The following is a 25508-nucleotide window of genomic DNA, read 5'->3' as shown; positions in this document are numbered from 1 at the left end:
TAAAATAATGACTTCAAGATTACAAGAAAAATATAAGACAGAAGTTGTGGGCCACCTAATGGAACGTTTCAACTATAGTAACGTTATGGAAGTACCGAAACTTGAAAAAATCATTATCAACATTGGTCTTGGTGAAGCTAAAGATAACCATAAAGCTCTTGAATCTGCAGTAGAAGAACTTACTACTATTGCTGGTCAAAAAGCTATTGTTACTAAAGCAAGAAAATCAATTGCCAACTTTAAACTTCGTGCAGGACAAAATGTTGGTGTTAAAGTTACTCTAAGAGGACAAAGAATGTATGAATTCTTAGATAAATTAATGAATGTTGCTCTTCCAAGAGTAAGAGACTTTAGAGGTGTTAAACCTACTGCTTTTGATGGTAGAGGAAACTATGCCCTAGGTCTTAAAGAACAACTTATCTTCCCTGAAATTGAGTATGATAAAGTTGATGCTATTAGGGGAATGGACATCATTATAGTAACTACTGCTAATACTGATGAAGAAGCTAAAGAATTCCTAGACAAAATGGGAATGCCTTTTGCTAAGGCTTAAGGAGGTACATTGTGGCAAAAAAATCAATGATTGCAAAACAAAAGAGGAAACAAAAGTATTCTTCTCGTGAATATACTAGATGTAAAATTTGTGGAAGACCACATTCTGTTTTACAAAAATATGGAATATGTAGAATATGCTTTAGAGAACTTGCGTACAAGGGACAAATTCCTGGCGTAAGAAAAGCTAGCTGGTAAAAAGCCTTAGATGAAAGGAGGCAAACTGATATGATGACAGACCCAATTGCAGATATGCTATCAAGAATTAGAAATGCAAATAATGCAAGACACAAATCTGTTGATATTCCTTGCTCAAAAATCAAAAAAGAAATTGCTCAAATTCTTCTTGATGAGGGCTATATAAAAGGATATGATGTTGTTGAAGACGACAAACAAGGAATGATCAAGATTGATCTTAAATATTCTCTTGAAGGAGAAAAAGTTATCTCTGGTTTAAAGAGAATATCTAAACCGGGACTTAGAGTTTATGTTAAGTGCGAAGATGTTCCTAAAGTTCTTGGAGGACTAGGAATTGCAATTATCTCTACATCTAAGGGAATAATTACAGATAAAAAAGCAAGACAAGATAAAGTTGGCGGAGAGGTAATCTGCTACGTTTGGTAATTTGGAGGTGAAAAATGTCAAGAATTGGCAAAAAACCTATTGAAATCCCAAAGGGCGTTGATGTTAAAGTTGACGGTCAAACAGTTACTGTTAAGGGACCAAAGGGTGAACTAACACAATCTTTTGATAAAGATTTAAAAATAGAATTAAATGACGGAGTTCTCACTGTAGAAAGACCAAATGAGATTAAAAAAATTAAGGCACTTCACGGTTTAACTAGAACTCTAATCTACAATATGATAATTGGCGTTACAGAAGGTTATTCAAAATCTCTTGAAATAATCGGAACTGGATACAGAGCTGCTAAGAAGGGAAAAACTCTTTCTCTTAACTTAGGATTTTCACATCCTCTAGATCTTGAAGATCCAGAAGGTATTGAAGTTGAAGTTCCTGCTCCTAACTCAATTATTGTAAAGGGTAATGACAAACAACAAGTTGGCGCTTATGCTGCTTACATTAGAAGCTTCAGAGAACCTGAACCTTATAAAGGTAAAGGTATTAGATACACTGATGAACATGTAAGACGTAAAGTTGGTAAGACAGGTAAGTAAGGGAGGAGAATTTAAGTGTTAAAAAAGATTAATAAAAATGCAAATAGAATAAAAAGACACAAAAGACTTAGAAATCATATCTCCGGTACTGCTATGAGACCTAGACTTTCAGTTTACAGATCATCAAAGCACATCTATGCTCAACTTATCGATGATGAAGCTAGTAACACTTTACTAAGTGCATCTACTCTTGATAAGTCACTAGATTTAGAAAACACTGGAAATATTGAAGCGGCTAAGGCTGTTGGTACTGCTATTGCTAATAAGGCAAAAGAAAAAGGTATCGAAGAAGTTGTTTTTGATAGAAGTGGTTATGTATATCACGGCAAAATCAAAGCACTTGCTGACGCAGCTAGAGAAGCCGGACTAAAATTCTAAGAAGGAGGAAGTAATGGAGCGTTCATTAATAAATGCGGCAGAACTTGATCTTGAAGAAAGAGTTGTATCTATAAATAGAGTTGCCAAAGTAGTTAAGGGTGGTAGAAACTTTAGATTCTCTGCTCTTGTAGTAGTTGGCGACAGAAACGGACACGTTGGTGTAGGTACAGGTAAGGCTCTTGAAGTTCCTGAAGCAATAAGAAAAGCAACTCAAGATGCTAGAAAGCATCTTATAAAAGTAAACCTACTAAATACTTCTATTCCTCATCAAGTTACTGGAATTTATGGTGCTGGTAGAGTTTTCTTAAAACCAGCAAGAGAAGGTACAGGAGTTATTGCAGGTGGTGCAGTTCGTGCTGTATGTGAACTTGCAGGTATTACTGATATTCGTACAAAAAATATTGGTACAAACAATCCAAGAAATACAGTTAATGCAACTATTGAAGGATTAAAACAACTTAAAACTGTTGAATCCGTTGCGAAACTTAGAAATAAATCAGCGGATGAAATTTTAGGATAGGAGGAAAATAATGAGTACAATTAAAATTAAACTTGTAAAAAGTCCTATCGGGAAAGTACCTAAACACAGAAAAACAATTGAAGCACTTGGCCTTAGAAAATTACACCAAGTTGTTGAAAAAAATGATACACCTCAAATTAGAGGTATGTTAAAGCAAGTCGATTATATGATCGAAGTAGTAGAATAAGGAGGTGTACCAATGAAGTTACATGACTTAAGACCTAATGAAGGCGGCGGAGTTAAAGCTAGAAAAAGAATAGGTCGTGGAATAGGTTCCGGTACTGGTAAAACATCTGGTAAAGGTCACAAAGGACAAAATGCTAGAAGTGGCGGAGGAGTTAGACCTGGTTTTGAAGGTGGACAAATGCCACTATTTAGACGTCTTCCAAAGAGAGGATTTACAAACATCTTCAAGAAAGAATATGCAGTTATTAACGTAGCAGATCTTAATGTATTTGAAGAAGGAACTGAAATCACTCCTGAATTCTTAATAGAAAATAAATTTGTAAAAGCTGGAAAAGCTAAAGACGGAATTAGAATTTTGGGAGATGGTGAATTAAATGTAAAACTTACTGTTAAAGCTCAGCATTTCTCAAAGTCTGCTATAGAAAAAATTGAGGCTTGCGGAGGAAAGGCCGAGGTGATTTAATGTTATCCACTTTTAGAAATGCGTGGAAAGTTGAATCAATTCGTAAGAAGATGTTATTCACTTTATTCATGCTTCTACTTTATAGACTTGGATCACACATTGCCGTTCCATATATGAACTCACAAGTTATTTCACAACTTATGAGTGGAGCAGGCGGTTCAATTTTCTCCTTCCTAGATTTAATGGCAGGAGGTAACTTTAGACGATTTACAATTTTTGCTGCTAACATTTATCCATATGTTACTGCATCAATTATTCTTCAACTTTTGACAATTGCTATTCCTTCCTTGGAATCTCTTGCAAAAGAAGGAGAAACTGGTAGAAAGGCTATTGCTAAATATACTAGATACCTTTCTACTGCCATAGCTCTTGTTCAAGCAATTGGTTATACTTTTGGTCTATTTAGACAAGCTATCAATGCTACAAGTGCTATTGAATATGTTACAATTATCCTATCTATAGTAGCTGGTACTTCCGTACTTGTATGGATAGGTGAACAAATAACTGAACATGGAATCGGAAATGGTATTTCAATTTTAATTTTTGCAGGTATTGTTTCAAGATTCCCAATTGATATAGCTCAATCTGTTGCTCTTGTAAAAGCAGGAAAATCTAGCCCAATATTCTTAGTGTTATTTGTAGTAATTGCCATTGCAATTGTTGTATTTGTAGTAACACTTACAGAAGGCGAAAGAAGAATCCCTGTACAATATGCAAAGAGAGTTGTAGGAAGAAAAATGTATGGCGGACAAGCTACTCATATTCCTATTAAGGTTTTGATGACTGGTGTTATGCCAATTATCTTTGCCAACTCACTACTTGCTATACCAGCAACTATTGCTATGTTTACTAGTGAATCAACTAGAAATTGGATTCAAAAATGGTTAACTCCTGCTGGAGGACCTGGAGCTGAGGTTTTTATACCTGGAGCTGTGATTTATATAATATCTACAATAATTCTTATTGTATTCTTCACATTCTTCTACACAACAATCCAATTTAATACTGTTGAATACTCTAAAAACCTTCAAGCAAATGGTGGTTTTATTAGTGGTATTAGAGCAGGAAAACCAACAAGTGATTATTTAGGTAGAACTTTAAATAGATTAGTTATGCCGGGAGCAATTGCACTTTCTATACTTGCAGTTCTTCCAACAATTCTAACACTTATTTCAGGACTTCAATTTAATTATGGTGGTACATCAATTATCATCGTAGTTGGTGTTGTACTTGAAATTCATAGAGTATTAGAACAACAATTAATCATGAGAAATTATCGTGGTTTCTTAAAGAATAAATAGGAGGCAATTATGAAATTAGTTATATTAGGACCTCCAGGGGCCGGAAAAGGCACACAAGCTGAATATATTGTAAAAAGATACAATATTCCACATATTTCAACTGGAGATATCTTTAGAGAAAATATTAAAAACAACACAGAACTTGGTAAAGAAGCAAAATCTTATATGGATAAGGGACTTTTAGTTCCAGATGATCTTGTTATTGCCCTTGTTGAAGATAGACTTAACAAAGACGATGCAAAAGAAGGATTTTTATTAGATGGTTTTCCAAGAACGGTAGCTCAAGCTGTTAGTCTTGATTCTATTTTAGATAAAAATGACGAAAAGCTTACAAAAGTAATTAATATTTCAGTTGATCCTGAAATTTTAATTGAAAGAGCTGTTGGAAGACGTGTTTGTAAAACTTGTGGAATGACTTATCATGTTAAATTCAATCCTCCAAAGGAAGAAGGAATTTGTGATAAGGATGGTACTAAGCTTATTCAAAGAGATGACGATACTGAAGAAACTGTAAAAACTAGAATTTCAGTTTACTTTGATCAAACTGCACCTCTTATAGATTACTACAGAGCTCAAAATCTTCTTGTAGACATCGATGGTGCTAAGGATATTGACAAGGTATTTGAAGATATAGTTAGTGGTCTCGAATAGTTCATGGATAATACATTTAGTCTTTTAAAGGGACAAGTTGTAAGATCCAAAAAGGGTAGAGATGAGGGAAAAGTTTTTGTTATAATTGATATTATTGACAAAGACTACCTTTATCTTGTTGATGGAAAACTGAGAAAGCTAGATCGACCAAAGAAAAAAAAGGTAAAACATCTTTATATATATAAAGACATTATTGATCTTGATGTTATAGATTTTAATGACAGTTATATTAGGAAGAAACTATTACCTTATAGCTAAAGGAGGATCCTTAATAATATGGCTAAAGAAGATGTAATTGAAGTTGAAGGCGTTGTTGTAGACGCTCTTCCAAATACTCATTTCAAGGTTGAACTTGAAAACGGACATATCATACTTGCTCATATTTCAGGTAAATTGAGAATGAATTATATTAGAATTCTTCCTGGTGATAAGGTGACAGTTGAGCTTTCACCTTATGATCTTACAAAGGGTAGAATAACTTGGAGAAAGAAATAATCCTAGAGTTAGGAGGCATTTAAATGAAAGTAAGACCATCTGTAAAAAAGATGTGCGAAAAGTGCAAAATAATAAAGAGAAACGGAAAAGTAATGGTAATCTGTGAAAATCCGAAACATAAACAAAGACAGGGATAAGGGAGGTAATTATGGCTAGAATTTCCGGTGTAGATTTACCTAGAGAAAAGAGAGTTGAAATCGGACTCACTTATATTTATGGTATTGGAAAACCTAGATCTCAAGCAATTTTAACTGCTGCAGGCGTTGATTTTGATACAAGAGTTAAAGATTTGACAGAAGCTGAACTTGCTAAAATTAGAGATGAAATAGATAAATACCACGTAGAAGGTGATTTGCGTCGTGATGTTGCAATGAGCATCAAGAGACTTCGTGAAATCAACTGTTATCGTGGAAGAAGGCATAAAATGGGTCTTCCTGTAAGAGGACAAAAAACTAAGACTAATGCTAGGACAAGAAAAGGTCCTAAGAAGCTTGTTAGTAAAAGTAAATAAGTAAGGGGGGACTTTAATGGCTAAAAAACAAAAAGTTACACGTTCAAGAAGACGTGTGCGTAAAAATATTGAAAAGGGAGAAGCTCATATAGCTTCAACATTTAATAACACTATGGTTACTCTTACTGATATTAACGGTAATGTTATTTCTTGGGCTAGTGCTGGACAACTTGGATTTAGAGGTTCAAGAAAGTCAACTCCTTTTGCAGCACAAGAAGCAGCACAAGAAGCAGCTGAAAAAGCTAAAGAACATGGATTAAAGAGCGTTGATGTTTATGTTAAGGGTCCAGGTTCAGGAAGAGAAGCTGCTATTAGATCTCTTCAAGCATCAGGTCTTGAAGTAACTATGATTAAAGATGTTACTCCAATTCCTCACAATGGATGTAGACCACCAAAACGTAGAAGAGTCTAAACTATTTATCGAGAAGGAGGGTACCCATGATTGAAATTGAAAAACCTAGAATTAGTATTGAAGAATTAGATGAATCTGGTTTATATGGCAAGTTTGTCGTTGAACCTTTAGAAGCTGGATTTGGTATCACTATTGGAAATTCCTTAAGAAGAGTGTTACTTTCCTCTCTACCAGGCGCAGCTGTATCATTTATCAATATACGTGGCGTTGAACATGAATTTGATACAATTCCAGGGGTATTGGAAGATGTACCTGAAATAGTTTTAAATATTAAATCTATAGTTTTAAAGATGACTGAAGATGAACCTGTAAAACTTATTATAGAAAAAAAGGGCAAGGGAGAAATTAAAGCCTGTGACATTGAACTTCAACCTCACGTATCTGTTATTAATCCAGATCAACATATAGCAACACTAAATGAAGATGCTGATTTTTATCTTGAAATGATGGTTGAAAAGGGAAGAGGCTATGAACCTTCTGAACTTAAAAAGGATGAAATCACTGAAATTGGAATTATTCCAATGGATTCTAACTTCACTCCTGTGGAAAAAGTAAACTGGAAAGTTGAAAACACAAGAGTTGGACAAAGAACTGATTATGATAGATTAATCCTTGAAGTTACAACAGATGGCTCAATGAAAGCTGACGAAGCTACATCTCTTGCAGCAAAAATCTTGACAGAACATCTTGAACTCTTCATTGGCCTTAAAGAACATGTCAGTGAAATAAATTTGATGGTTGAAAAAGAAGAGGATCAAAAAGAAAAAGTTCTTGAAATGACAGTTGAAGAATTAGATTTATCTGTTAGATCTTTTAACTGTTTAAAGAGAGCTGGAATAAACAGCGTTGAGGAATTAACTAGTAAGACTGAAAGTGAAATGATGAAAGTTAGAAATCTTGGTAGAAAATCTCTACTAGAAGTAACTGAAAAGCTTGAAGAATTAGGACTAGGCCTCAAAGCTGAAGAAGATTAAGGAGGACATTATGGCAAAAAACAGAAAACTTGGCCGTAATTCAAGTCATAGACGTGCAATGCTTAGAAATCTTGTTACTTCTCTTTTAAATGAAGGTAGAATTAAAACTACACACACAAGAGCTAAGGAAGTTCAAAGAATTGCAGATCGTATGATTACACTTGGAAAAAGAGGCGACCTTCACGCAAGAAGACAAGCTTTAGCATATATTTATTCAGAAGATGTTGTTACAAAATTATTTAGTGAATACGCTGAAAAATATGCTGATAGAAATGGTGGTTACACTAGAGTATTGAAGATGGGTCCAAGACGTGGAGACGGCGCAGAAATTTCAATTATAGAATTAGTATAAGGAAATCCAATGGGATTTCCTTTTTTTATATTTATGGAGCTTTATGATTAAAAAGAGCATTTATAATTCACCCCTTGGTGAAATTTTAATTATAATTTGTAAAGATTCACTTACTGGACTTTATTTTGAGAATCAAAAGGAATTTAAAGACCTTAAAGAAAAGGGCGAAATAAAAAATTTTTATGAAAAAGAAAATTATAATGAAATAGAAAAAATAAATAAAATTCAAGAAATAAATAAAAACAAAAAAATTTCTGAAGATAAAATTTTTTCTGATACATTAAGATGGCTTGATATATATTTTTCTGGTGTGGAGCCAAAATTTACACCTAAGCTAAATTTAGAAGGTACAGAATTTAGAAAAAATGTCTGGGGAATTTTGTTAGAGATTCCCTATAGAAAGACTATTACTTATAAGGACATTTCAGAAAAACTTATTGCCAGTGGAAAATATAAGAAAATGTCTAATCAGGCTGTAGGTGGTGCAGTAGCTTGTAATCCTATATCTCTAATTATTCCTTGCCACAGAGTGATGGGGACTAGTGGATCTCTTACAGGATATGCAGGAGGTCTTCATAGAAAAATGAAGCTCCTTAAACTTGAGGGTATAAATACAGATAATTTTTTCTTTCCAAAAAATCACAAATAATTATTAAAAGATTTTTAAGAGGCAATTATATAAAGCTTAATATTAATAATTTCAAGAAAATTTTTAAGGATTTTATTACTTTTAACCCTTGAAAAAATTTTTCCAATGTATTATCATATATGTATTAGCAGAAGACATTAGTGAGTGCTAATTATAAGGAGGTTAATATAGATGAAACTTAGACCACTTGACGACAAAATCGTCATCAAGAAAATTGAAAAAGAAGAAACAACTGCTTCAGGCATAGTTCTTCCTTCATCAGCAAAGGAAGAATCAAATATTGCAGAAGTTGTTGCAACAGGAAATAAACTAGACACAGATGAAGATATGAAGGGACTTGTTAAAGTTGGCGACAAGGTTATTTTCTCAAAGTATGCAGGAAATGACATTGAACTTGACAAGGAAAAATATACAATTATAAAATTCCAAGACATCTTGGCAGTTATTGAATAAGGAGTGATAACATGGCAAAGGAAATTAAATTTTCAGAAGATGCTAGAAAAGGCTTAATAAAAGGAATAAATACTCTTGCAGATACAGTTAAAGTTACACTTGGACCTAAGGGTAGAAATGTAATTTTAGACAAGGAATATGGAACACCACTTATTACAAATGATGGTGTTACAATTGCAAGAGAAATTGAATGTGAAGATAAATTTGAAAACATGGGCGCACAACTTTTAAAGGAAGTTGCTACAAAGACTAATGACGTTGCAGGTGACGGTACAACTACTGCCACTCTTCTTGCTCAAGCAATTATTAGAGAAGGAATGAGAAACCTTGCAGCAGGTGCAAACCCAATGGTTCTACAAAAGGGAATCGCTAAGGCAGTTGAAAAAACTGTTGAAGAAATTAAAAAATTCTCTACAGAAGTTTCTTCAAAGGAAGCAATTGAACAAGTTGCATCAATTTCAGCTGCCAATGAACAAGTTGGAAAGCTTATTTCTGAAGCAATGGAAAAAGTTGGAAACGACGGAGTAATTACTGTTGAAGAATCAAAATCTATGGGAACAAGCCTTGATGTAGTTGAAGGTATGCAATTTGACAGAGGATACCTTTCTCCATACATGGTGACAGATTCTGACAAAATGGTTGCAGAATTAGAAGACCCATATATTTTAATTACAGACAAAAAGATTTCAAATATACAAGAAATTTTGCCACTACTTGAACAAGTACTTCAAGCATCAAAAGCACTTCTTATCATAGCAGATGACATTGACGGAGAAGCCCTTGCAACTCTTGTTGTAAACTCATTAAGAGGAACACTTAATGTAGTTGGAGTAAAGGCTCCTGGCTATGGCGACAGAAGAAAAGAAATGTTACAAGACATTGCAATTTTAACTGGCGGACAAGTTGTATCATCTGATTTAGGTCAAGACCTTAAAGATGCAACAATTGATATGCTTGGATCTGCATCAAAGGTAAGAGTAGAAAAAGATCTTACAGTTATAGTAAATGGTGCAGGGGAAAAATCTGAACTTGAAAATAGAATTTCCCACATCAAAAATCAAATTGAAGAATCAGATTCAGAATTTGACAAAGAAAAATTACAAGAAAGACTTGCAAAACTTTCTGGTGGAGTTGCAGTAATCCAAGTAGGAGCAGCAACAGAAGTTGAACTTAAAGAAAGAAAACTAAGAATCGAAGATGCCCTTGCAGCAACAAGAGCAGCAGTAGAAGAAGGAATTGTAGCTGGTGGTGGAACAGTTCTAATTGACTCAATAGATGCAATAGCAAAAGTAGTTGATGAATTAGAAGGCGACGAAAAAACTGGCGCAAATATAATTCTTAAAGCACTAGAAGAACCACTAAGACAAATAGCAGAAAACGCAGGACTAGAAGGTTCAGTAATAGTAGAACATGTAAAAACTAAAGAAGCTGGCATAGGCTTTGACGCATATAAATCAGAATATGTAGACATGAAAAAAGCTGGAATAGTAGACCCAACAAAAGTAACAAGATCAGCCCTACAAAACGCAGCAAGCGTAGCATCAATGATCTTGACAACAGAAGCAGCAGTAGCCAACATAAAAGAAGAAACACCAGCAATGCCACAAATGAATCCAGGCATGGGTATGATGTAATTAATGGTAGTCTCAATCGTGACGAGTCACGATTGAGACGGTCTTCAAGCTGAAGGCGACTGAAAGGAGCCTGAAGCTATGAAGAACCTTATCCAGCGAACGAAAAAAATGTGACCGATTAGGGAACATTTTTGAGTGAGTCGGAGATATAGAAACCAACTGAATAAAAAACAAAAAGTAGTCTTAAAAACAAAAGGCTACTTTTTCTGGTTTTCACACTGAATCCGAGCGAAGTGAAGGCTGAAGTGATGAAAAATCTTATCCAGCGACTGCAGAAAAAACGACCAAATAGGGAGTTTTTTCAAAGGAGTCGGATTGTAAATCAGAAAAAAACCTAAACAAAGACAGCCACAAATATGGCTGTCTTTTTAAAATGTATTCACTACGAAGTCGAGCGTTAGCGATGCAGAAGTGATGAAGAAGCTTATCCAGCAAAAATAAAGGAACATAGATTTTTGACAAGCAAAAATCTGTGGGCAGACTTATCAAAATTTCTTACAGAAATTTGATCAAGTCTCATCCAATGTGACTGAATAAGGAGAAATTTCAAGCGAGTCGGATTGTAAAACTCAAAAACAACCTAATCAAAGGCAGTCATTATTTGACTGTCTTTTTTAAATTTATTTAAGGTCAAGTTATAAAAATATAATCTTGAATCAACTTTATAAATCTTTAAAACCATCATGCAGGTCTATCTCATTACAAAAATTGTTATTTTCTAAATCTCGAACTTCTAAAATCTGGGACTCGCTTCGCTCAAACAGTGCGATTTTAGCGGAAGTTCTTCGATTTGAAAATAAGGCAATTTTTTCCATAGGATATTCTTAGCAAGATGCTTTTAATTTGTAATAAATAAGAGTAGTCATATAATAAGTCTGTTTTTGTCTTCACAGTAAATGCTGAAATTATATAAAATTTTATCCAAAAAAAGAACAATTAATTAAAGAAAAGCAAAGTCACTTCTCATGTTTAAATACTTGCAACAAGAGTAAGTATATAATGAGGTGGAATATGTTAATTAACTATATAAAAGCTTTTAATGACAATTACATTTGGACAATAGAAAAAGATGGAAAGACTCTTGTTGTGGACCCAGGCGATGCTGGTCCTGTCATAGATTATTTAAAGGATAAAAATCTTGACTACATTCTTTTAACTCACAAGCATATGGACCACGTGGGAGGAGTTAAAGAGCTTAAAAATAAATACGGTGCGAAAGTCTACGGACCTCTTGAAACAAAAGAGTATAACGACATAACTTTAAAAGACGGCGATGAATTTGAGCTCTTAGGAGAAAATTTTAAAGTTATTTTAACTGCTGGTCACACAGAAGAGCACATTTCTTATTTAGTGGGAGATAAATTATTTTGTGGAGATGCCCTTTTTCTTGCAGGCTGCGGCAGAGTTTTTACTAAAGACTACAAAAAAGCCTATGAGGGTTTAAATAAACTAAAAAATTTAGATGATGACACTTATGTTTATCCAGCTCACGAATATTCTCTTGCAAATTTAAAATTTGCAAAGTCTGTAATTTCTAATGATGATTTAGACAGAGAATTTGAGAGAGTGAAAAAACTGCGTGAAGAAGAAAAAATCACTCTTCCATCTACAATTGGAAAAGAGAAAAAAATAAATACCTTTTTCTTGGCAAGGGATTTAGATGAATTTACTCAATTTAGAAATAAAAAAGATAATTTTTAAAAGAAAAAGTGTTGGCAAAAAAGCCAACACTTAATTTTTTTATATTATATCAACCAATACCGCCAAATTTTGCGCCTGCTATTAGGGCAATTATGGCAGCTGTTACATATAAATATTTTGCAAGTGGATAATACCATCCGCCGATTTCTTTTCTATGACCTTGACTAACTGCAGGGATTACATAATCTTTTCCTGCAACCCATAGGAACATTATGCCTGCAAGGGCTGCTCCAAGTGGGCAGATGTAAATGGAAACTACATCCATCCAACCGCCGACTATAGCTTGAATAAATATAGCTACGATACAACCAATTACGTGAATAGTTGTAGTTGCAATTGGTCTTGAAAAATTAAATTGATCTTGCAAATAGGCAACTGGTGCTTCATAAAGATTTATTATTGAAGATACGCCTGCGAAGAGCACGCAGATGTAGAAAATAATTCCTATGATTCTACCAACAGCCATGCCGTTAAATACATTTACTAAGTATATAAACATAAGCCCAGGACCACCTGTGTCAAGAGGTGCATTTGCTGTTGCCATGGCAGGGATAATTACAAAGGCTGCAAGTAGAGCTGCAAGAGTATCAAAGACTGCAACATTTCTTGCAGAGGATGGAATGCTTTCGTTTTTAGGCAAATAGGAGCCGTAAATTACTGTTCCATTTCCAGCAACTGATAGTGAGAAAAAGGCTTGTCCGAAGGCAAAAATCCAAACTTTAGGATCTTTTAAGCCTTCAGGGTTTACTGTAAAGATGTACTTGTATCCATTAGCTGCACCTGGAAGGGTGAAGATGTAAATTGCAAGTCCTACAAATAAAACAAAGAGGACAGGCATCATAATTTTGTTTGCCTTCTCGATTCCGCCAGATACTCCCATTACCATAATGGCAAAGCTTGCTAAAATTGCAATGATTACCCAAATATTTGCGCCAAAGGCTGAAGCAGTTTGTCCAAAAGTTCCACCAATGACATCCATATTTTGACCCATGGCATAAAGTCCGCCTGATAATGAAAGGAAAGTGTACTTAAAAATCCAAGCCATTACACAAGTGTAACCTATGGCTAGGGCAAGTGAACCAACTACTGGTATAAGTCCAATTATTTCTCCAAGCTTTCTATTATTCCATCTTAGTTCTGTGCATTTTCCAAAGGCACCAACGGGACCAGCTTCTGCAGATCTTCCCAGTGCCATTTCAGAAATTACTCCAGTGGAGCCTATAAGAGTTACAAATATAAAGTAAGGAATTAGAAAAGTCATCCCACCGTAAGTAGACACCATTATAGGAAATCTCCAAATATTACCCATACCAACTGCAGAGCCTATACAAGCAAGTATAAAACCCCATTTACTTTTAAAACCATCACGAGCTTTTAAGTTATTATCCATAGTCATTCTCCTTAATAGGCTAGCCCCTCTTGCAAGGGGTTTTTTTAATCTTAAATTAAAAATTTAAAACTTATTTTTCATCTTCAGAAGGTTCATAAGTTTCAAGGAAGGCGTGGAAGTGACGCATTGGAAGGTTCTTGCCCTTGACTATTCTAATATCAGGAATAGTAGCGCGGTCTTCGTAAAGAGCCTTTACAGCTGCAATTACATAATCCATGTGTTCCTTTGAAAGTTGACTTCTGTTTACTGCAAAACGAACTACATTGGCTACTTCAGCTTGTTGTTCTGGAGTCTTTAGGTCATATTCCATTGAATAGTTGCCTAGTTCTGCAGTTCTAATTCCATAACGTCTAATTAATTCAACAGAGAAACCTTGACCAGCAAAAGTTTCTGGTCCTCTCTTGTTGTCGAAAAATTCGTCCATGTTGATGTAAACACCATGACCACCAGCAGGAAGTACAACGCCCTTTACGCCAGCCTTGTAGAAGCCTTGTGCAAGGTATTCACATTGTTTAACACGGGCATCAAGATAATCAAACTTAGCTGCTTCATAAAGTCCAGCAGCAAGTGCCATAATATCTCTACCACTCATTCCACCGTAGGAGTCATTGCCGTAAGAAGAAATTTGTTTAACCTTTAAAAGAATTCCTACATCAGTTTTAACTGAGCCGTCTTCGTTAAAGTCAGAGAACTTCTTCCAGAATAAGCCCTTATCTCTAAAGGCAAGAACGCCACCCATGTTTGCGTGTCCGTCTTTTTTAAGAGATGCAGTAAAACCGTCGCAATAAGAGAACATTTCCTTTGCAATTTCTGGGATTGATTTGTCAGCATAGCCATCTTCATTAACTTTTATGAAGTAAGCATTTTCTGCCCATCTTGCAGCATCAAACATGTAAGGAATTTCGTATTTGTGAGCAATTCTTGAACATTCTCTCATGTTTGCCATAGAAACTGGTTGACCACAAACTGTGTTGTTAGTAATAGTTGTATAAATTAGAGGAACATTTTCAGGTCCTAATTTTTCAATTAATTCTTCCAACTTTTCTGTGTCCATGTTGCCCTTAAATGGATTCTTTTCATAGTGACCATTTTCAGGAACTTCCCACAAAAGTTCTTTATTGTATAAGTTTCTTGGGATAGAGCCCATTTGCTTGATGTTTCCTTCAGTTGTGTCAAAGTGTCCATTAGAAGGAATTGTGTAAGTCTTTCCAGGTTCTCTTCCATTTAAAATATTTCTTACAAGTTCAAATAAAACTGATTCTGCTGCACGGCCTTGTTGGATTATAAAAGTATTAGGTCTTTCCATTTGAGCAGAGCCACCGTTAAATAGTCCACCTTCATATTCGCAAAGGTAAACTTCGTTCATCATTTTTTCAACATCAGTGCAGTCAGTTCTTACAAGGTCAATAATTCTCTTTTGATCGTCGCCTCTTTCGAAGACATCTCTAAAGGTATCTAAGAGAACATAGTAGCCCTTGTTTCTTCCATAAGATTCATCACCCAAAAACATTGCAGACCATTGAACATCTGTCATGGCAGTAGTTCCTGAGTCAGATAACATATCGATAGTTAACATTCCTGCAGGGAAAGCAAATTCATTGTAGTGAGTAGCCTTTAGGGCTCTTTCTCTTTGTTCCACAGTTACATTTGGAATATTCTTTGTAACATAAGTGTAGGAATGTGGTGTAGGTACATCTAATTGATACTTTTTCATAAAAAACCTCCATATAAAAATAAAAAAAGTTATAGAGGAACCCCGGTCATCGACAAAAGTCGACTAGCGGACAGTATCCTATAGAGAACCCCGGTTATCAAAATTTTAAAAATTTCTTTCTTGATGAGCGGTCAGAACTCCAAGATAATATGTATTATCTAAGAAATAGTTTACATTACCAATTTATCAAAGTCAATAATAGAAGTTTTCCAATAAATAAATTTTTAAGGGAAAAAGTCTTTGGTATTTTTAATTTTCCAATAAAAAAATCTCCAATAAAGGAGATCTTTTCGTCTTTATTTATTTTTCAACTGAAGCTGAGTAATTTTTTTCTATAGAGTCGTCAAGCATTTTTGTAAATTCTTCGTCTGTTTGATTTACATTTAGTCCTTCAGTTAAGGCTCTTGAGTAAGATGCAATTACGCCCCTATTTTTTTTAAGTTTTTCGTTGGCTTCTTCTCTTGAGTAGCCGCCAGAAAGTGCAACAACTCGAACTGTTTGGTCAAAGTCGTAAAGGTCTTCGTAAAGATTTTCTTTTTCAGGAAGAGTGAGCTTAAACATTACATAATTTTCCTTGCCAAGTTTTTTTAGTCCTTCAATTAAATATTTTTTAAGGACTTCTTCGATTTCAGCCTTGTCCTTTGCGTGGATGTCAACTTCTGGCTCTATAATAGGAACAAAGCCAGCCTCAGAAATTTTTACTGCGTAGTCAAATTGTTGATCTACAACTTTTTTAATTGATTCTTCATTTAATTCCTTTACAACAGAACGCATCTTTGTGCCGAAAATATTTCTTTCCTTGGCATTTTCAAGAAGTTCGTCAAGATGTTTGAAAGGCTTCATAAGTTGAGCACCGTCTTTTTCGACGTCAAGACCTTCGTCAATTTTTAGGATTGGAACTATGCCCTTTTCTTCCCAAAGGTAGTCGCCAGTGTACTTGTCGCCAACTTTTGAATTCATTGTAACCTTAAATAAAATTGCAGCCAAAATTCTATCAGATGTGAAAGCTTCATTTGTTATAATTCTCTTTCTCATTTCGTGAACGAGCTTAAACATTTCTTCATCGTTGGAATACTTGTCTTCTGTAACCCCATAATTTAAAAGTGCCTTAGGTGTTGAGCCACCTGATTGGTCAAGGGCAGCTATAAAGCCTTTGCCATTTTTCATTCTATCAAATTGTTCTCTATTCATTTTTACCTCCAAAGTCTAGACTTCTAATTACTTCTAATTATATAATAAGTAGACATAGTTGACAAATGACAAAATTTTGAGGTGAATATGAATTATTACGCAGTTAGAGTTGGGAGAAATCCTGGCATATATAAAACTTGGGACGAATGTAAAAAAGAGACCATGGGATTTAAGGGAGCAAGCTTTAAAAAATTTTCTAGCTTAAAAGATGCAGAGGCCTTTATGAATGAAGTTGAAGAAGAAAAAAAGGACCAGGCAGAAAAAGATGAACTCATAGTTTATGTTGACGGTTCTTATAGAAATTCTGATAAGAGTCACTCCTATGGGGTATATATGTACAATGATGAGGAGGAATATTCTTTTTCCAAGAGATTTTTTAAGGATTCAGACATGAGAAATGTTTCTGGAGAAATTAAGGGCGCCATGAAGGCTATGGAATATGCAGAATCTATTGGAAAGAGAAAAATATATCTTCATTACGATTACGAAGGCATAAGGTCATGGGCTCTAGGATTTTGGAAGACAAATAAAGAGGGAACTATTGCCTATAAAAAGTTTTACGACGACATAAAGGATAAACTTCAAGTCAAATTTATAAAAGTTGAAGCACATACTGGCGTCAAATATAACGAACTTGTAGACAAGCTTGCAAAGGAGGCAAAATGAGAAAATCTTGGGACGAATATTTTATGGAAATTACTGAAATGGTGGCGACGAGATCTACTTGTGATCGTGCCTTTGTGGGCTGCGTTTTAGTAAATTCTGACAACAGAATTATTTCTACTGGCTATAATGGTTCAGTTACAGGAAACCCTCACTGCGACGAAGTTGGTCACACAATGCGTGACGGACACTGCATAGCAACTATTCACGCAGAAATGAATGCCCTCCTTTACTGTGCAAAGGAAGGGATTTCTGTAAAAGGGGCCAAGGCCTATGTAACACATTTTCCTTGTCTTAACTGCACAAAGGCACTTATACAAGCAGGAATAGGAGCCATTTATTATCACGAAGCCTATAGGGTTGACGATTATGCAATGGAGTTAATCGAGAAGAATAATATTATTTTAAAACAGATTTAGGAGGTAAAAGATGAAAGGATTTATGCAAGAATTTAAGGAATTTATTGCCAAGGGAAATGTCATGGACATGGCCGTTGGTGTCATCATAGGTGGAGCTTTTGGTAAAATCGTTTCAAGCCTTGTGGAAAATATTTTAATGCCACTTATTGGTATAATTCTTGGCGGAGTAAACTTCTCAGATTTAAGTGTAACTGTTGGCACAGCTGAAGTTAAATACGGTGTATTTTTGCAATCTGTTTTTGACTTTTTAATTATTGCCTTTGTAATTTTTGTTATGATTAAACAAATTTCAAAGGTTACTGACAAATTTAAAAAAGAAGAAGAACCAGCGCCTACAGAAAAGGTGTGTCCTTTCTGCAAGTCAACTATTGCAATTGATGCAACTAGATGTCCGCACTGCACATCTGAACTTGGAAGTGTAAAATGAAAAAGTGGGCTTTAGTCCTTGAAGGTGGTGGAGCAAAGGGCGCTTACCAAGTGGGCGCCTATTTTGCCCTCATGGAAATGGGCTTTAATTTTTCAAAAATTGTTGGGACAAGCATTGGCGCTTTTAATGGTGCCATGTTTTCTCAAGGTGACGCCTATGAATGTTTTAAAGCTTGGAAGAGTTTAGATTTTTCATCTTTTGTAAATGAAATGGAAGAAATTGATAATAATGACGATTATGACTTGTTAGACAAGATAAGTCAATTGCTAAGGGATCGCAATATAAAAATTCCTGAGATAAAGAAATCCCCAGACCCACTATTTAGGTTAGTTGATGAATATATTGATGAAGAAAAAATAAGAAAGTCTGATGTTGATTTCGGTCTATGTACTGTCAACATCTCTGATTTTAAAGTTGAGAAATTATTTAAAGATGATATTGAAGAGGGACTTTTAAAGGATTATATTATCGCATCTTGTTACTTGCCTGTATTTAAATTGAAGCCCCTTCACGGAAAGTATTATTTAGATGGTGGCTTTGCCTCACAATTGCCAGTGGACATGGTTGACCAGACAGGCAGGGACGCTGTAGTTATAAGACTTCACAACACTCCACCTAAAACTGAAATAAAGGCAAAATATATAATAAAGCCAAATAAGAAGCTTGGTTCAAGCATGGATTTTAACAAAGAAAAGGCTGACGAACTCATAAAAACTGGTTACTTTGACGCCTTTAGAGAAGTTAAAGGATTAAGGGGGGAAGATTATTATATACATCCAGTGGAAGAAGAGGAAAGCTTAAAATATATTTACAGAATTTTAAAAGACAAGTTTGAAAATTCTGAAAATGAACTTGTGAGAAAAGTATTTGAGGAGCATGTTCCAAAGATTGCAGAGGAATTAGAATTGCCAGAAAATTTTGGATATGACGAGCTTCTTTACAAACTACTTGAAAAAGAAGCAGAAAAAAAGAAAATTGACAGATTTAAAATTTATACAGTTGATGAACTTATGAGGGAAATAAAAAATGGATTTTAATGCTGATTTTGACTTAATGAAAATTAAAGCTAAACTTCAGAAAAAAAGTCCCTTACCTGTTGATGTGAAAAATAGATTTTCTGTCATGATTCCTCTAATAAAGAGAAAGGGAGAAATTCATCTTTTGTTTGAAAAAAGAGCTCTTACTCTTAGAAATCAACCAGGAGAGATTTCCTTTCCTGGAGGCAGAATAGAGAAAAATGAGAGCCCCTGGGATGCTGCTATTAGAGAAACTTGCGAGGAGCTATTAATAGAAGAAAAAGATTTAGAAATCTATTCTGAAGGAGATTTTTTGGTAAATCCCTATGCTGCAATTATCTACAGCTTTATTGGCGAGATAAAAAAAGATTTTTTTGAAATCACTCCCTCAAAGGCAGAAGTTGAAAGTATTTTTACAGTGCCCCTAAAGTTTTTTATGGAAACTGAGCCAAAAGCCTATAGCATAAATTTAAAGGTAAATAGGAGTGATGACTTTCCCTACCACTTGATTCCCAATGGCAAAAACTACAAGTTCAAAAGGGGAAGGGAAGAAGTTTTATTTTACCAGTATAAGGGCGAAATTATCTGGGGCTTTACTGCAAAAATGGCGAGAAGATTTATAGAAAGGATAAGCCTTTAGACTTAAGTAAATTTTGTACAAATAATATTCAAAAATTTCACAAAGCACAACAAAAGGAAAAAAATTTTCACGAAAAATGAAAAATTTAATGATTTTTTATAAAAAAAGGACAAAAAAGTAAATAAAAAATTGTAACACAAATGTAATAATTTTTTTAAAGCTCTAAATTTCAAGGTTTAGAGCTATTTTAATTTTATATACAAAAATGATACATTTAATAAAATTTTTAAAATGGCTAAATAACTGGATTTGTGGCAAGAATTACAAATTAGTTACAAAAAATTGACAAATTAAGTTTTTTCTATTATACTTTTATGAGGTTAGAAGAGGTTACAAAATCGTAACAAAATTTACAACTTTGTAACGTTATGGAGGTTATATATTGAATAGAAAAAACATTTTTAAAAATGCGAAATTTATTTTAATCGTCCTAGCGCTTGTGTCTGTACTTACAATGGGTTTTAGCACAGCTTTGGGAAATGATGTTGAATTAAATATTAATGGTAAGACAAAGACAGTTTTTACATATGAAAAGACTGTAGGCGACTTCTTGAAAAAAGAAGGCATCGTACTTAAAAACAAGGATCTTGTAAGTCCAAGCCTTGATGAAAAAATTAAAACGGATATGAAAATTACTATTTCTTCTCCTAAATCTTATCACATTAAGGATGGAAATAAGACAATAATTGCTGAAGCAAGTGGCTATACAGTTGCTGATGTGCTTGAAAATTTAAATATCAAGTTAAATAAACTTGATAGAGTTTCTCTTTCTCTTGATGAAATTGCAAAAGAGGGAATGGAAATTAAAATTGATAGAGTTGTTGTAGAAAATATTGAAAACAAAATTGAAATTCCTTTTGAAACAGAAAGTCGTGAAAACAAAGACATGTTTGAGGGAGATAAAAATGTAATCACTAAGGGCGAAGTTGGACAAAAGACTGAAAGCCTAAAGAACACTTATGTAAATGGAGTTCTTGAAACAACTGAAGTTATAAAAAGTGAAATTACTAAGGATCCAGTTAAAGAAGTTGTAGAAGTTGGAACGAAAAAGGCTGCAGCAGCACCTAATGGGAAAAATGCAAAAAGAGTTATTGTAATGCAAGCTACTGCATATGATCCAAGTGCTGGTTCAAAAACTGCCATGGGAACTCGTGCAAGAGTTGGGGCAGTTGCAGTTGACCCTAGAGTAATTCAACTTGGTTCAAAACTTTACATTGAATCAATGGATGGTTTCGCAAGCTACGGATATGCAACAGCAGAAGATACTGGCGGAGCTATTAAGGGAAATAGAATTGATTTATTTTATAATTCAAATGCTGAAGCCAATAGATTTGGCAGAAGAAATGTAAAAGTTTATGTATTAGATTAATAAGAGTCCTGGCAACAGGACTTTTTTATTGCAAAAATTTTTTACTAGATTTACTAGATAGCTTAGATAATTTTTTAGATTTTTTAAAATAGAAATCTAAAATTAAAAAGAAAATCTAAGAAAAAATAAAATTTAAAAAAATAAAGACTTCATCATTTAAAAGAACCTTTATTTACTTTATAATATATATGAGGATGATTTTATGAAATTAATTGAGCATGAACTCGTCGATAGATATATATATTATTTGCAAAGATACATCCCCTATGATAAACAAAAAATTGCAAGGGATGATTTTTTAGAAATTTTAAAAGATAGACTTCCAGAAATTTATACGGAAGATGATATAAAAAAAGAATTAAATAAAATGGGCAATCCCTACGAATTTGCAGGTGCTTATTCTGAAGCTGGCAAGTTTCTTTTAAGTGGGAAAAATTATGAAATTTTTGTCATTTTTTTAAAGCTGCTTTCTATTTCAGCTGCAATTGGAGTATTTTTATTTATTTTCAATTACTTCAACAGATTTATAAGCGCAAATTTATTTGACTTACTAAAGACCATAGTCATTAGTATTTTTGTCTTGAGCCTACTTCCATCATGGATTTGTGAAAAAATTAAGACTACAAAGATTTTAAAAGCACTTACTGAAGATTGGGACATAGATAATTTGTATGAGCCTAAGGATCTTAAAATTGAAAAATATGAAATTGGACTTCTTATATTAAATTTTTCAATGTTTTTTATGCTACAAATTTATATAATTACATCTAGCATAGATATTTCCATGGTGACTTACACTTTTATTATGTTTTTATTTTTTATTAATGCTTTAAGGGCAAATATTAAACTTTCTGAAAATACCCTTGTCTCAAAAGTTATGTATCTGGAATATTTTGTGGATATTTTTACAATAATTAGTTTTATAACTATGACTAATTATTTTATACCAAAGGTATTTATCATTAAGATAATAATGCTTTCAAGCTGCCTTAATTTAATTTTAAATACTTATAATATTTCTAAGAGCAAAAATATTTTATTATCGCGAAAAAAGAGAAAGAAAAATAAATATAAGAGAAGAAACAAAAAAGACAGAGAAAACTTTTAAAGTCTCCCTGTCTTTTTTATTTTAATTTAAAATTTATGCTAGATTTTCCTTTAAATACTTAATAATATCTAGTGATTCGTAAAGTGGTTTTTCGCCAATGAATAGACATGGCACTTGTTTTTTGCCACCCTTTTCAATTAAATATTCACGAGCTTCTTTGTCTTCGTCAATATTTTTTATTTCTACAGACTCAATGCCCTTTTCTTCCATGAAAGATTCAACTTTTTTACAAAATGGGCAAGTAGTTCCTACATATAGTGTTAATTTTTCCATAATATCCCTCCAAAATAGATTTACCCAATTAATGGCAAAGAAAACAAGAGCAGTATTTAAAAGAAGGGCATTTTTTGATATAATAACATAGATTCGAGGTGATATTGTGGGATTTTTTGACAGTCTCGATGGCAATGTAAATGAAATTATGGAAAATTTAAATTATTTAAAGAAAAAAATTGTAAGTGAATCACAAGAAATTAAGAAGACGGCAAGATTAAAGTACGAAATTTTAAATGAAGAGAGAAAATTATCTGAACTTTTTGAAGCTCTTGGTCGTCATGAATATAATATTTTAAAGGAAATAAAGTCAGATCTCGATGTTGATGAGACTTTAAGAGAAATTGAAAGGCACAAGGCTAGACTTTCTTCCCTAAAAATGGGTCTTGATTCAATTGATAGTTCTGGAACTATTTTTAAAAGTGATTCTAAAAAAGATTTAGACAAAAATTTTCAAAAAAGTAATTTTTCTGGACTTTATGTGGAAAAAGATTTTTACAAAGAAAATAATTTAGACAAAGATGAAGGCTCCATAATTTTTATAGAAGAAGATGAAGATGAAAATAGATAAAAAATTTATTGATATAGATGGAATTAAAACTGCATATATAAAGAGAGAGGGCGGCGAAAAAACTGCTGTAATTCTTCATGGTTGGGGCGCATATATTGAATCAATTATGCCGATTTTTAATGCCATACCAGAATCTTACACAGTTTATGCCTATGATGCACCAGGCTTTGGAGATTCTGAAAATCCAAAAGAAGTCATGGGGACCTATGATTATTATGAATTTCTCTTAAAATTTTTAGAGAAATTTAATATAAAGAAGGCGACTTTTCTTGGCCACTCCTTTGGTGGTAAGACTCTTACTATTTTGGGAGCGAGAAATAAGGATTTAATAGATAAACTTGTAATAATTGATGCATCTGGAGTTCTTCCCAAGAGAAAACTTTCTTATTACACTAAAGTATATTCCTTTAAGGCGGCAAAAAAATTATATATGTTAACTCATGGCAATAATGAGAAAGCCATGGAAAAGTTTTACAAAAATCGCGGCTCTGATGATTACCAGGCAGCAGATGGAATTATGAGAAAATGCTTTGTAAAAGTTGTAAATGAATCTACAAGAGATGAGTTTAAGAATATTGATGCAGAAACTCTTCTTATTTGGGGCGATAAAGACGAAGCAACACCACTTTATATGGGAAAAATTTTTGAGGAAGAGATAAAAAATTCTGGACTTGTTGTCTTAGAAGATGCTGGTCACTATTCTTATCTTGACAAATTTCCTCAGTTTAGTGCAGTTATTAATTCATTTTTAGATTAGGAGATTTTAATGGAATATTTTTTAGAGAGATTACCAATTTACTTAATAGATTTTGTAGTGATTTGCCTAGCACTGTATTATTCTCTAATTAGAAGCAATTTTCCAATTCACATGCTTCAATTAGAGGGCTATGACAATGATGAATACAAAATATTTTTAAAAGACAACAAGGAAAAGATGAATAAATTAGTCTATAAGCTTGAGAAAAATCAAAAAACTCCCATAGTTTGGACTGATAGGGCAAAAAGACTTTTAAAAAAACACAAGCTTGTAAATTACATTTTCTTTGTGCTTGTAGTTGTAATTTCACTAGTCTTATTTGACTTAACAAAATCCTATGTGATTTCAGTTATTTCAACACTTGTACTTTCATTTTTAATTTATTTTTTCCAATACAGACTTTTGATTTTAACAAATAAGTGGGCAAAACCTACTGAAGATAAAATCAACATGGGCTTTTATACTTCTGCCCAAGAAAAAATAAAGAAATTTAAAAAAGAAAATGACTTAAAGGTCCTTGGCATAACAGGATCCTTTGGTAAAACTTCTGTAAAATTCATATCAGATACGATTTTATCTGAGGGACTAAGGGTTAAAAACACGCCATCTTCCTTTAATACACCTATGGGACTTTCAAAAATTATAAATAACGAACTTGAAAGTGACAGAGAAGTTTTTATTGCAGAACTTGGAGCCAAAGTGCCAGGAGAAATTCACGAAGTAGCACAGCTTGTCCAACCAGACATTGGAATAATTACAGCTATTGGACCAACTCACATGCATCTCTTTAAGACAATAGAAAATATTCAAAAGACTAAGTATGAGTTAATTGAAGATCTGCCAGAAGATGGAATTGCAATTTTTAATTACGACAACGATTATGTAAAACCTCTTGCAGATAAGACTAAAAAGAAAACTTATAGATATGGCACAAAGGATTTTGACAAGCTAGATGTCTATGCTGACGAAATAGAAGTAAATGAAGAAGGGTCAAAATTTATGCTGCACATAAAGGGAGTAGGCGAAATAAAATGCGAGACAAGGCTTCTTGGTCTTCACAATATTTCAAACCTACTGGCAGCAGCAACAGCGGCTCATGTACTTGGACTTAGCCTTGAAGAAATTCAAAGGGGCATAAAAAAAGTTGAGCCAGTGGAACACAGACTTTCACTTATACCATCAAGTAATGGCACAATAATAATTGACGATGCCTTTAATTCAAATCCAGTTGGCTTTAGGGCAGCTCTTGATGTTTTAAGAGAATTTAAAGACCACAGAAAAATTATTATTACACCAGGCATGGTTGAACTTGGCGCCATGGAAGAAGAGGAAAATAGAAAAATAGGCGAAGTCATGGCAGATGTAATAGATTTTCCAATTTTAGTTGGCAAAAAGAGGACTATGCCAATTTATGAAGGTTTAAAAAATAAAAGTTTTAATGAAGATAATATTTATAGAGTCTCTTCGCTAGCAGAAGCTACTGAAGTGCTTGCAAAAATTTCTGTGCCGGGAGATGTCGTTCTCTTTGAAAATGACCTACCTGACAACTACAATGAGGAGTGA

The 25508-nt window shown here is 33.7% G+C and carries 35 protein-coding genes; 31 read left to right on the top strand and 4 right to left on the bottom strand.

Annotation, left to right across the window (positions count from 1 at the left end; genetic code table 11):
- The first annotated feature begins 7 nt into the window (after nt 1-7).
- The 21 genes from rplE to gloB all read left to right on the top strand — a co-directional run bounded on the left by rplE (nt 8) and on the right by gloB (nt 12407).
- Complete coding sequence (gene rplE, locus JOD41_RS05240) at nt 8-553, top strand: 50S ribosomal protein L5 (RefSeq protein ID WP_205051891.1); 546 nt, start codon at nt 8-10, stop codon at nt 551-553.
- Nucleotides 554-564: 11 nt separating this feature from the next.
- Nucleotides 565-750 carry a type Z 30S ribosomal protein S14 gene (locus tag JOD41_RS05235; protein ID WP_005957510.1) on the top strand — a complete coding sequence of 62 codons (186 nt, stop codon included), beginning with the start codon at nt 565-567 and terminating at the stop codon, nt 748-750.
- A 30-nt stretch (nt 751-780) separates the two neighbouring features.
- Entirely contained in the window at nt 781-1176 is a 396-nt protein-coding gene (rpsH, locus tag JOD41_RS05230) for a 30S ribosomal protein S8 (RefSeq protein ID WP_205051890.1), read from the top strand.
- Between the two features lie 14 nt (nt 1177-1190).
- Entirely contained in the window at nt 1191-1727 is a 537-nt protein-coding gene (gene rplF / locus JOD41_RS05225) for a 50S ribosomal protein L6 (protein WP_156700479.1), read from the top strand.
- A gap of 15 nt (nt 1728-1742) precedes the next feature.
- On the top strand, nt 1743-2105 hold the full coding sequence (rplR, locus tag JOD41_RS05220) for a 50S ribosomal protein L18 (protein ID WP_205051889.1): 363 nt from the start codon (nt 1743-1745) through the stop codon (nt 2103-2105).
- Between the two features lie 13 nt (nt 2106-2118).
- Nucleotides 2119-2625 carry a 30S ribosomal protein S5 gene (gene rpsE, locus JOD41_RS05215; RefSeq protein ID WP_205051888.1) on the top strand — a complete coding sequence of 169 codons (507 nt, stop codon included), beginning with the start codon at nt 2119-2121 and terminating at the stop codon, nt 2623-2625.
- A gap of 10 nt (nt 2626-2635) precedes the next feature.
- Nucleotides 2636-2812, top strand: a complete 177-nt coding sequence (gene rpmD / locus JOD41_RS05210) for a 50S ribosomal protein L30 (RefSeq protein ID WP_156700485.1) — start codon at nt 2636-2638, stop codon at nt 2810-2812.
- A gap of 12 nt (nt 2813-2824) precedes the next feature.
- Nucleotides 2825-3274: a 50S ribosomal protein L15 gene (gene rplO / locus JOD41_RS05205; protein ID WP_156700487.1), complete on the top strand. Its 450-nt coding sequence runs from the start codon at nt 2825-2827 to the stop codon at nt 3272-3274.
- Entirely contained in the window at nt 3274-4575 is a 1302-nt protein-coding gene (secY, locus tag JOD41_RS05200) for a preprotein translocase subunit SecY (RefSeq protein WP_205051887.1), read from the top strand. The genes rplO and secY overlap by 1 nt, the downstream gene beginning before the upstream one ends.
- 9 nt (nt 4576-4584) lie before the next feature.
- Nucleotides 4585-5226, top strand: coding sequence for an adenylate kinase (locus tag JOD41_RS05195; RefSeq protein ID WP_205051886.1), 642 nt, complete (start codon nt 4585-4587; stop codon nt 5224-5226).
- Nucleotides 5227-5229: 3 nt separating this feature from the next.
- Entirely contained in the window at nt 5230-5484 is a 255-nt protein-coding gene (locus JOD41_RS05190) for a KOW domain-containing RNA-binding protein (RefSeq protein WP_156700493.1), read from the top strand.
- An 18-nt stretch (nt 5485-5502) separates the two neighbouring features.
- Nucleotides 5503-5721 (top strand): translation initiation factor IF-1, encoded by a 219-nt coding sequence (gene infA / locus JOD41_RS05185; protein WP_156700495.1) that lies wholly within the window; start codon nt 5503-5505, stop codon nt 5719-5721.
- 23 nt (nt 5722-5744) lie between these two features.
- Complete coding sequence (rpmJ, locus tag JOD41_RS05180) at nt 5745-5858, top strand: 50S ribosomal protein L36 (RefSeq protein WP_010244353.1); 114 nt, start codon at nt 5745-5747, stop codon at nt 5856-5858.
- 11 nt (nt 5859-5869) lie between these two features.
- Nucleotides 5870-6232: a 30S ribosomal protein S13 gene (gene rpsM / locus JOD41_RS05175; RefSeq protein ID WP_019124974.1), complete on the top strand. Its 363-nt coding sequence runs from the start codon at nt 5870-5872 to the stop codon at nt 6230-6232.
- A gap of 16 nt (nt 6233-6248) precedes the next feature.
- Complete coding sequence (rpsK, locus tag JOD41_RS05170; protein WP_019124973.1) at nt 6249-6644, top strand: 30S ribosomal protein S11; 396 nt, start codon at nt 6249-6251, stop codon at nt 6642-6644.
- A 26-nt stretch (nt 6645-6670) separates the two neighbouring features.
- Nucleotides 6671-7618 carry a DNA-directed RNA polymerase subunit alpha gene (locus JOD41_RS05165; RefSeq protein WP_205051885.1) on the top strand — a complete coding sequence of 316 codons (948 nt, stop codon included), beginning with the start codon at nt 6671-6673 and terminating at the stop codon, nt 7616-7618.
- A 10-nt stretch (nt 7619-7628) separates the two neighbouring features.
- Complete coding sequence (gene rplQ, locus JOD41_RS05160; RefSeq protein WP_205051884.1) at nt 7629-7970, top strand: 50S ribosomal protein L17; 342 nt, start codon at nt 7629-7631, stop codon at nt 7968-7970.
- A gap of 43 nt (nt 7971-8013) precedes the next feature.
- The gene (locus tag JOD41_RS05155; protein ID WP_205051883.1) at nt 8014-8619 is read left to right on the top strand and encodes a methylated-DNA--[protein]-cysteine S-methyltransferase; all 606 of its coding nucleotides are present in this window, start codon (nt 8014-8016) and stop codon (nt 8617-8619) included.
- 171 nt (nt 8620-8790) lie between these two features.
- Complete coding sequence (locus tag JOD41_RS05150; protein WP_019124969.1) at nt 8791-9072, top strand: co-chaperone GroES; 282 nt, start codon at nt 8791-8793, stop codon at nt 9070-9072.
- An 11-nt stretch (nt 9073-9083) separates the two neighbouring features.
- On the top strand, nt 9084-10706 hold the full coding sequence (gene groL / locus JOD41_RS05145) for a chaperonin GroEL (RefSeq protein WP_205051882.1): 1623 nt from the start codon (nt 9084-9086) through the stop codon (nt 10704-10706).
- A 1011-nt stretch (nt 10707-11717) separates the two neighbouring features.
- On the top strand, nt 11718-12407 hold the full coding sequence (gene gloB, locus JOD41_RS05140) for a hydroxyacylglutathione hydrolase (RefSeq protein WP_205051881.1): 690 nt from the start codon (nt 11718-11720) through the stop codon (nt 12405-12407).
- Nucleotides 12408-12456: 49 nt separating this feature from the next.
- Here the strand turns inward: gloB and JOD41_RS05135 are convergent, their stop codons facing one another.
- From JOD41_RS05135 to JOD41_RS05125, 3 genes are all read right to left on the bottom strand, one after another.
- Complete coding sequence (locus JOD41_RS05135) at nt 12457-13797, bottom strand: sodium-dependent transporter (protein WP_205051880.1); 1341 nt, start codon at nt 13795-13797, stop codon at nt 12457-12459.
- 70 nt (nt 13798-13867) lie between these two features.
- On the bottom strand, nt 13868-15511 hold the full coding sequence (locus tag JOD41_RS05130; RefSeq protein ID WP_205051879.1) for a tryptophanase: 1644 nt from the start codon (nt 15509-15511) through the stop codon (nt 13868-13870).
- A 300-nt stretch (nt 15512-15811) separates the two neighbouring features.
- Nucleotides 15812-16702, bottom strand: coding sequence for a fructose bisphosphate aldolase (locus JOD41_RS05125; protein WP_205051878.1), 891 nt, complete (start codon nt 16700-16702; stop codon nt 15812-15814).
- 87 nt (nt 16703-16789) lie between these two features.
- Here JOD41_RS05125 and JOD41_RS05120 point away from each other — a divergent pair, with 87 nt between their 5' ends.
- The 7 genes from JOD41_RS05120 (at nt 16790) to JOD41_RS05090 (ending at nt 22344) form a co-directional block, all read left to right on the top strand.
- Complete coding sequence (locus JOD41_RS05120; protein ID WP_205051877.1) at nt 16790-17368, top strand: ribonuclease H1 domain-containing protein; 579 nt, start codon at nt 16790-16792, stop codon at nt 17366-17368.
- Entirely contained in the window at nt 17365-17784 is a 420-nt protein-coding gene (locus JOD41_RS05115; protein WP_205051876.1) for a deoxycytidylate deaminase, read from the top strand. Before JOD41_RS05120 ends, JOD41_RS05115 begins: the two co-directional genes overlap by 4 nt.
- Nucleotides 17785-17794: 10 nt before the next feature.
- A complete protein-coding gene (mscL, locus tag JOD41_RS05110) occupies nt 17795-18211 on the top strand; it encodes a large conductance mechanosensitive channel protein MscL (RefSeq protein ID WP_205051875.1) in 417 nt (138 codons plus the stop codon).
- Complete coding sequence (locus tag JOD41_RS05105; protein ID WP_205051874.1) at nt 18208-19248, top strand: patatin-like phospholipase family protein; 1041 nt, start codon at nt 18208-18210, stop codon at nt 19246-19248. The genes mscL and JOD41_RS05105 overlap by 4 nt, the downstream gene beginning before the upstream one ends.
- Nucleotides 19238-19867: an NUDIX hydrolase gene (locus JOD41_RS05100; RefSeq protein ID WP_205051873.1), complete on the top strand. Its 630-nt coding sequence runs from the start codon at nt 19238-19240 to the stop codon at nt 19865-19867. Before JOD41_RS05105 ends, JOD41_RS05100 begins: the two co-directional genes overlap by 11 nt.
- 382 nt (nt 19868-20249) lie before the next feature.
- Complete coding sequence (locus JOD41_RS05095) at nt 20250-21236, top strand: 3D domain-containing protein (RefSeq protein ID WP_205051872.1); 987 nt, start codon at nt 20250-20252, stop codon at nt 21234-21236.
- Between the two features lie 202 nt (nt 21237-21438).
- Nucleotides 21439-22344, top strand: coding sequence for a hypothetical protein (locus tag JOD41_RS05090; RefSeq protein WP_205051871.1), 906 nt, complete (start codon nt 21439-21441; stop codon nt 22342-22344).
- A gap of 33 nt (nt 22345-22377) precedes the next feature.
- On the opposite strand, the gene JOD41_RS05085 is transcribed toward JOD41_RS05090, so the two are convergent.
- On the bottom strand, nt 22378-22617 hold the full coding sequence (locus tag JOD41_RS05085; protein WP_205051870.1) for a glutaredoxin family protein: 240 nt from the start codon (nt 22615-22617) through the stop codon (nt 22378-22380).
- 106 nt (nt 22618-22723) lie between these two features.
- On the opposite strand from JOD41_RS05085, the gene JOD41_RS05080 reads away from it, so the two are divergent.
- Genes JOD41_RS05080 through JOD41_RS05070 form a run of 3 tightly spaced genes read left to right on the top strand, consistent with a single transcriptional unit; the run spans nt 22724 to nt 25508 of the window.
- Nucleotides 22724-23188, top strand: a complete 465-nt coding sequence (locus tag JOD41_RS05080) for a hypothetical protein (protein WP_205051869.1) — start codon at nt 22724-22726, stop codon at nt 23186-23188.
- Nucleotides 23175-23945, top strand: coding sequence for an alpha/beta fold hydrolase (locus JOD41_RS05075; protein ID WP_205051868.1), 771 nt, complete (start codon nt 23175-23177; stop codon nt 23943-23945). The genes JOD41_RS05080 and JOD41_RS05075 overlap by 14 nt, the downstream gene beginning before the upstream one ends.
- Nucleotides 23946-23954: 9 nt before the next feature.
- On the top strand, nt 23955-25508 hold the full coding sequence (locus tag JOD41_RS05070) for a UDP-N-acetylmuramoyl-tripeptide--D-alanyl-D-alanine ligase (protein ID WP_205051867.1): 1554 nt from the start codon (nt 23955-23957) through the stop codon (nt 25506-25508).

Origin of the sequence: Peptoniphilus gorbachii (assembly GCF_016908115.1) — a bacterium.
Taxonomy (GTDB): Bacteria; Bacillota; Clostridia; order Tissierellales; family Peptoniphilaceae; genus Peptoniphilus_A; species Peptoniphilus_A gorbachii.
The sequence above is the reverse complement of the archived record's forward strand: the minus strand, read 5'-3'. Positions and strand labels throughout refer to the sequence as shown.